7 protein-coding genes are annotated in these 6722 nt (G+C 41.4%); 1 reads left to right on the top strand and 6 read right to left on the bottom strand.

What is annotated here, in order from left to right; translation table 11 throughout:
• Positions 1-213: 213 nt before the first annotated feature.
• Positions 214-1221, bottom strand: a complete 1008-nt coding sequence (gene ccpA / locus ADM33_RS05410; protein WP_049503580.1) for a catabolite control protein A — start codon at positions 1219-1221, stop codon at positions 214-216.
• Between the two features lie 205 nt (positions 1222-1426).
• Between ccpA and ADM33_RS05405 the strand changes: the two genes are divergently transcribed.
• Entirely contained in the window at positions 1427-1744 is a 318-nt protein-coding gene (locus tag ADM33_RS05405; protein ID WP_049503578.1) for a DUF960 domain-containing protein, read from the top strand.
• A gap of 50 nt (positions 1745-1794) precedes the next feature.
• On the opposite strand, the gene ADM33_RS05400 is transcribed toward ADM33_RS05405, so the two are convergent.
• From ADM33_RS05400 to folP, 5 genes are all read right to left on the bottom strand, one after another.
• Complete coding sequence (locus ADM33_RS05400) at positions 1795-3078, bottom strand: hypothetical protein (protein ID WP_049503576.1); 1284 nt, start codon at positions 3076-3078, stop codon at positions 1795-1797.
• Positions 3071-3892 carry a 2-amino-4-hydroxy-6-hydroxymethyldihydropteridine diphosphokinase gene (gene folK, locus ADM33_RS05395; protein ID WP_049503574.1) on the bottom strand — a complete coding sequence of 274 codons (822 nt, stop codon included), beginning with the start codon at positions 3890-3892 and terminating at the stop codon, positions 3071-3073. The genes ADM33_RS05400 and folK overlap by 8 nt, the downstream gene beginning before the upstream one ends.
• A 40-nt stretch (positions 3893-3932) precedes the next feature.
• Positions 3933-4487 carry a GTP cyclohydrolase I FolE gene (gene folE / locus ADM33_RS05390; protein ID WP_000380927.1) on the bottom strand — a complete coding sequence of 185 codons (555 nt, stop codon included), beginning with the start codon at positions 4485-4487 and terminating at the stop codon, positions 3933-3935.
• A gap of 1 nt (position 4488) precedes the next feature.
• Positions 4489-5787, bottom strand: coding sequence for a bifunctional folylpolyglutamate synthase/dihydrofolate synthase (locus ADM33_RS05385; protein WP_049503572.1), 1299 nt, complete (start codon positions 5785-5787; stop codon positions 4489-4491).
• A 1-nt stretch (position 5788) separates the two neighbouring features.
• The coding region (gene folP, locus ADM33_RS05380; RefSeq protein WP_049503570.1) for a dihydropteroate synthase at positions 5789-6722 on the bottom strand (934 nt) is incomplete at its 5' end.

Here is a 6722-nt window from a genome sequence, read left to right as displayed (position 1 = left end):
CGTACTCAAGTACAGCCTGCGGCTAGTTTCCTAGTTTGCTCTTTGATTTTCATTGAGTATAAAAAAGTCGGTGAGATAGAAATTACTAGATCAAGTCTTGTTTTCTAGTCACCCCCGCAAGCCTTCTACCACCAACTTGATGCTTGAACCATTGATCAAAAAGTTTTTACTACTAAAAAGCGAGGTCGGGATTTTTATCCCGACCTCTTTTTGTTAATCTTTACGAGTTGAATGACGTTCTACCAAACCATGTGGCAAAAGAACTTCACGCTCTTCTAACTCTTCCTTATGCATAATCTTCGTCAACATACGCATACTAATAGCACCAAGATCATACAAAGGTTGCGCAATGGTGGTTAGGTTTGGACGAGTATAGCGCGCGATTTGTGAATCATCACTGGTGATAATTTCAAAGTCTTCCGGTACAGAAACTCCCTTGTCAGCAAGTCCGTTCAAAACACCTGCCGCTAATTCATCACCTGTTACAATCGCTGCTGTTGCTTTAGAAGAAATCAAGCGTTCTGCCAAGGCATAACCATCATCATAACGGTATTTTGATTCAAAAACAAGACCTTCACTGTAGTTAATTCCCGCTTCTTTCAAAGCATCTTTGTAACCAGCTAAGCGAATCTTGCCATTAATATCATCCACTAATGGTCCACTAACGAAGGCAATTTTTTTATTTCGTTTCAAGAGATGGCGGACTGCATCAACAGTAGCATGTTTATAGTCAATATTGACACTTGGAAGTTGGTGTTCTATGTCAACTGTTCCTGCAAGAACCACAGGTGTGCGTGAGCGTGAAAACTCTGAGCGAATCTTCTCAGTTAAATGATAACCCATGAAGATAACGCCATCCACCTGTTTAGAAAAGAGAGTATTGACCACAGATACTTCCTTTTCATCATCCTCATCACTGTTAGCAAGGACGATGTTGTATTTGTACATTTCCGCGATATCGTCAATCCCTTTAGCAAGGGTAGAGAAATAAGTGTTTGTGATATCTGGAATAACAACTCCAACTGTTGTTGTTTTCTTGCTTGCTAGACCACGAGCTACTGCATTAGGGCGGTAGTCAAGACGATCAATGACCTCTAGGACTTTTTTACGGGTGTTTTCTTTGACGTTCTTATTGCCATTGACAACACGACTGACAGTTGCCATTGACACTCCCGCTTCTCGGGCAACGTCATAAATTGTTACTGTATCATCTGTGTTCATTCCGTTTCCTTTCTACTTTGAAAATTTTGTTTTCACGATTCCACTGTTTTCATTTTACCACTAATTGTAAGCATTTTCAAGCATTTGATGAAGATTCGTTGAAAAAATTTCAAAATCATTCCCATCTTTTTAAAGGTAGTTGACTTTTCTTGATTTTTCTAGCAGTTTGCAGTATGATAATAAAAAAATCAATTAGGAGATAGGGATGGCTTTTACAGATTCTCATAGACGATGCGCTAGTTTCGGTGTAGTGACCAATTTACCCGACGATGTTATCGATTCAATCTGGTATATAATCGATCATTTTTTAAAGCATGTTTTTGATCTAGAAGATGAATTGGAATTTCGGCTTTTGAATAATGAAGGCTCCATTACTTTTCGTTTTTCTAGTCAACATCTTCCAACAACGATTGACTTCGACTTCAACCATCCCTTTGACCCACTCTACCCACCTAAAGTTCTGGTGCTAGATATGGATGGGAAGGAAAGCATTCTCCTACCAGAAGAAAATGACCTATTTTAAAAACTCTAGTCTCCTCTGTAAATACTTAGGAAACTAGAGTTTTCTTTTTTCTAATAAATAGAACGACTGACTACTATACCACTTGGTTTGGTATATTCTAAATCAAGATAATCCTGATAAGTTCCTGGGACGATAAATCCTTGGGGGCTGAGAATGTCTGTTCCAGCTTTACCCACGATAGAGTCAGCCAATAAGACACAATTTGTACTGAGAACAAAATAGGTCTTAAACTTAGACGAACTAAACTTATAAAGAGCGGCATCAGCCTCGTGTTTCAGCTGATAAGAGTAGGTATGCTTGATTTCTCCTTCTCTTCTTTTCATGAGTTGAGAGCTTGGTTCCCAAGGAATTAAGAGTTCTTCAATTTCTCTCAGTTGTTCCTCGATTGCTTCTTTCTGTTGTTCAGACAAGCTTAAGCCATAGGCAAAGAGAGTTTTCTGGCTTTCTCTCTTACAGAGTTCGATATACTTTTCTCGATTAGCCTTAAATAAAACCCCATCCCCAATCATCCCAAATAAACGCTCCGAGTGCGGATCATAAGAACCATAGGAAATAACCTGACCTTGATAGCAGATATCCACATGCCCCATGGCTAAAAAGAAAGAGGATTCTGAAGTATGGATAAAAATTTCCATATCAACTGTCTGATCATTTTTTCTCTCTGAATGTACTTTCCCTTCTTCGGACTCATGATTAGAAAACCATTTATTCAATCGACGTAGGGTATTGATAGGAATTAGAGCTGTTACAAAAATGGGCAGGGTCATTCGTATCTTCCGCTTAAGCCTAGGATTACGGATTCCTTTTTCAAAAAAGAAACCATCTCTGAGACTACTTGCCCCTAACATCAGTAAGTAAAAACCAAGTAAGAGCAATTCAAAATTTGTTGCATCATGAAAAGGGGAGATACTATAGAGACCAAATCCCATCATCCACAAAGCATCAAATAAGTAATTGAGCCTCGGATGGATATGATTATTTCGGTAAATCAACCAGGTAATCAGGCTAATCAAACCTGTAAACAATTGATAACTTCCAATAGCAATGACTAAGACATAGAGGGCTATCCCTTGCAGGATGACTGAATCAAATAGAATGACAGAAAGTCCTAACTTGGCTATGGTTACAAAAATATTTTCTCTACGGGACTTTTCCTGAAACCATCGTGTCAATAAATGCCAAACAGTCGACAAGGAAAAGTAGGCCATCAAGAGTTGATAACCAAGCCTCGGTACAATCTGTCCAAAACAAATCAAGAGAAGACCGAGGATAATAGCTAGCATTCCTTCCCCTAGACTTTTCCATTTACTATAAGTTTCGAAAAACTTAGGCATTTTCTTTCTCCAATTGACGATACAAGTGGCGGATCGGTTGTTTCAGTGTTGGATGGATGAAATGCGGAGCTATTTCTTGGAGTGATTCTAGAACAAAGAGGCGTTCAGCAATATAAGGATGAGGCAAGATGAGGTCGTCTGTATAGATGATCTGGTCCTCTACAAAAAGCAAATCCAGGTCAATCAAGCGAGGTCCCCAATGAATCTCTCTAACCCGTCCCATCTCTGATTCAATCTCTAACAAGGTTTCTAACAAGATTGGAGCTGGCAACCAGGTTTCCACTTCAATAACTTGATTGGCAAAGCTATCCTGCTCCACACCACCCCAAGGCTCGGTCGTCAAGACACTAGACTCTTTGAGAATGTGGATGCCACGAGCTTGCATTTGGTCAATCGCTTGCTGGAGATTAGCCATCTTATCCCCCATATTACTGCCCAAGGCAATAAAGGCCCGCTGTTTGCGACGGTGGATGGTTACTGAACAAGTATCCAGCGGTAGATGGATAGGTGCCCAAGGTTTTTTTAGTTCCAGCTCAATCTCTTGAACGAGAGGGTAGGTCTCAAAAGTACGCTCTACTAGTTTGTAGGCTACTGTTTCAATCAAATCCTCACTCGTTTCCTGAAACCATGTCGTCCATTGCTGGCAAAGTTCTCCGTAATGGACAGAAGCAGTTAAATCCAAGTCTGTCGCAGCCTTGGTCATATCATAGGATAGGGTGGCTGAAACGACAAACTTCTGCCCCAGTTCCTTCTCACTAGGAAAGAGTCCATGAAAGGCGAAAATTTCTAGGTCTTTAATTCGCAGTTGATCCATAACTAGTCCTTTCTAGAAAAATCCGCTTAAGGCGGATTTTTTAAAGTCCCATGAGACGATAAGCCTGATCCCGAAGATCCTTATCTGTCTCAAATAGACCACGAGCTACTGTAGTCAAGGTCGCAGTTCCTGGTTTTCGAACACCACGCATGCTCATACACATATGCTCTGCTTCAATGACAACAAAAGCTCCCTTAGCACCCAAATACTCCATCAAGGCATCAGCAACTTCGATATTCAAACGCTCTTGAATCTGTGGCTTTTTAGAGTAAACTTCCACCGTACGAGCTAACTTTGATAAACCTGCTACACGCCCATCTGGGATATAGGCAATGTGAGCTCGACCATAAAATGGTAAAAAGTGGTGTTCACACATGGTATGGAAAAAGATATCCTTTTCCACTACCATATTGTCATCGATAATCTCAAAGGATTTTGACAGGTGCTCTTCTGCAGTTTGCCCAAGACCTGAAAAAATCTCTTGGTACATACGAGCGACACGGGCTGGTGTTTCCTGCAAGCCTTCGCGATTTGCATCCTCACCAACTGCCTCGATAATCATTTTTACAGCTTCTTCAATCTTTTGTGTATCCATTCTAATTTTTCCTCTCCATTAGGTAGGTTCTCACTTGGGCTAAAAAGTATAATGAGCCCGTGATAATCCTAACTGTTTTTTTCTCTTCATTTTCTGATAATTTTTTGTCTAGAAATTCCTGCCAACTTTGGTAGTTGAGATTTCTAGAATCAGCCATCTCTTTCAAGACTTTTTCATCCGTCGCCCGACTATCCTCAAAATAAGTTAGTGTAATCTTAGTATTGGACAAAGTTTCTAGCAAGTCCAACATATCCTCCAAGGCCTTGGTTTTGATACAAGTAAAGAGGATTTCCTTCTGATAGTCCGTAAAGCGTTCTTTCAAGGTAGCCAACAAGGCCTTGATGGCATGGGGATTGTGGGCCCCATCTAAAATCATCAAGGGTTCCCTATAAATAACCTCCAAACGTCCAGGCCAGCTTGTTTCTTCCAAAGCTTGAGCCACTAAAGCATTATCTGGCAATTCTTGACCAGTCTCTTTGCAATAGCTATCTAACAAGGCCAGCGCCATCCCTGCATTCTCTATCTGGTGCAAACCAAGCAATCCTGTTTGGAAACGACCTTGTCTGACTGAGCTTGAATAATCAAAAATTTCGCCCGTCTCCACACTCTCATGATGGCTAACTTGATAATCTTCCCCATAAGCAAGCCTAGAAGCTTGTTTCGCTTTCGCAATCTGGTCGATAACCGACAAGGCTTCTGGGACAATGTGTCCTGTCACTAAAGGAACTCCTTGCTTGATAATCCCTGCTTTCTGCTCTGCTATGGCTTCCAAGCTATCCCCTAAAAGCGCTACATGGTCTAATCCGATAGTCGTGATGCCTGTTAGGATAGGTTGACAGACATTGGTACTATCCAAAAGTCCGCCCATACCAACTTCCATAATCGCCACATCGACTTGCTCAGAAGCAAAATAGTCATAAGCTATAGCAGTGATAATCTCAAATTCTGTCGTTCCTTGCAAGGCTTGAGCATGCTCTCCTTCAAGTAGTGAACGATAATCCGCCATCAAGGACTCTAATCTCGCTTCTGGGATAGATTCCCCATTAATGACAATCTGATCGGTATAATGAATCAGATAAGGAGAGCTAAAGACACCAACTCTTAGTCCCATCTTTTCCAACAGATTCTTCAAAAAGGCTATAGTAGAGCCCTTTCCATTGGTTCCACCAATATGGATAACCTTGAGTTTAAGATGAGGATTGCCACGTAAGGCTAATAGCTCCACCATCCTCTCCAGACCAAAATGCGGTTGATCTGTCCGGTAGTTTGCTATCCACTGGTTCGTTTCGTTTTTATTCATGTTATTTATATTGTTTCAAATCTAAATTTTCCGCATGGTCTGCCAGACGGATGGCTGATGCAACTTCGATTGCCATCTTGTGGCTGGCTACATCGTGCACGCGCACCACTTCCACACCTTGTCTAGCAGCAATGCTGGTCACATGAGCCGAAGCAATATCACGATTGCGGAAGCCAGCTTCAGTATCTGGATTGACTTCAAATCCATTTTCTTCCAGAATATTGATGACAAAGCGCTTACGAGAAACTCCTAAAAAGATAGGATAGTCCATTTTGTGCAATTTTCCAAGATCACGTAGGAGGATGAGATTTTCCTTTTTGGTCAAGCCAAAGCCAATCCCAGGATCCAGCATGATGTTTCCTTTCGAAATTCCTGCTTTTTCCGCTCTTGCTAGAGCACGGTCAAAGAAGGCTGTCATCAATTCTTCTACTGGTAGTTGTTCAAAGTTTGCTAAGTCTTCCTTTGTAAAAGTCTCTCCAAATCCAAAATGAGGAAATATGAGTGAACTAGGGTGCTGAGGGCGTGCCATGACTGGATTGAACATGATAACCACCTGAGCTCCAGCCCTCGCAACCACCTCTGCCATCTTCTCATCACCCATGAGGCCTGTAATGTCATTGACTATATTGGCCCCAGCTCGTAAAGCCGCTTCTGCCACCTGACTCTTCCAAGTATCTACCGAAATCCGAACATCACTTTCTTGACGAATAGCCTGAATGACTGGAACCACACGCTGGATTTCCTCTTTAATCTCAACATAGCTACTTCCAGGTCGAGTAGATTCTCCACCGATATCTAAGATAGTGGCTCCTTCAGCTATCAATTTTCTAGCCTGCTTCAAAGCTTCCTCAACAGCAAAAAACTGGCCCCCATCAGAAAAAGAATCTGGGGTGACATTGATAATTCCACAAATAGATGTTTTTGTAAGATTGTCT

Source organism: Streptococcus oralis (assembly GCF_001075875.1).
Classification (GTDB): Bacteria; Bacillota; Bacilli; order Lactobacillales; family Streptococcaceae; genus Streptococcus; species Streptococcus oralis_I.
Note: the sequence above shows the minus strand (reverse complement) of the source record. Positions and strands in the feature narration are given on the sequence as shown.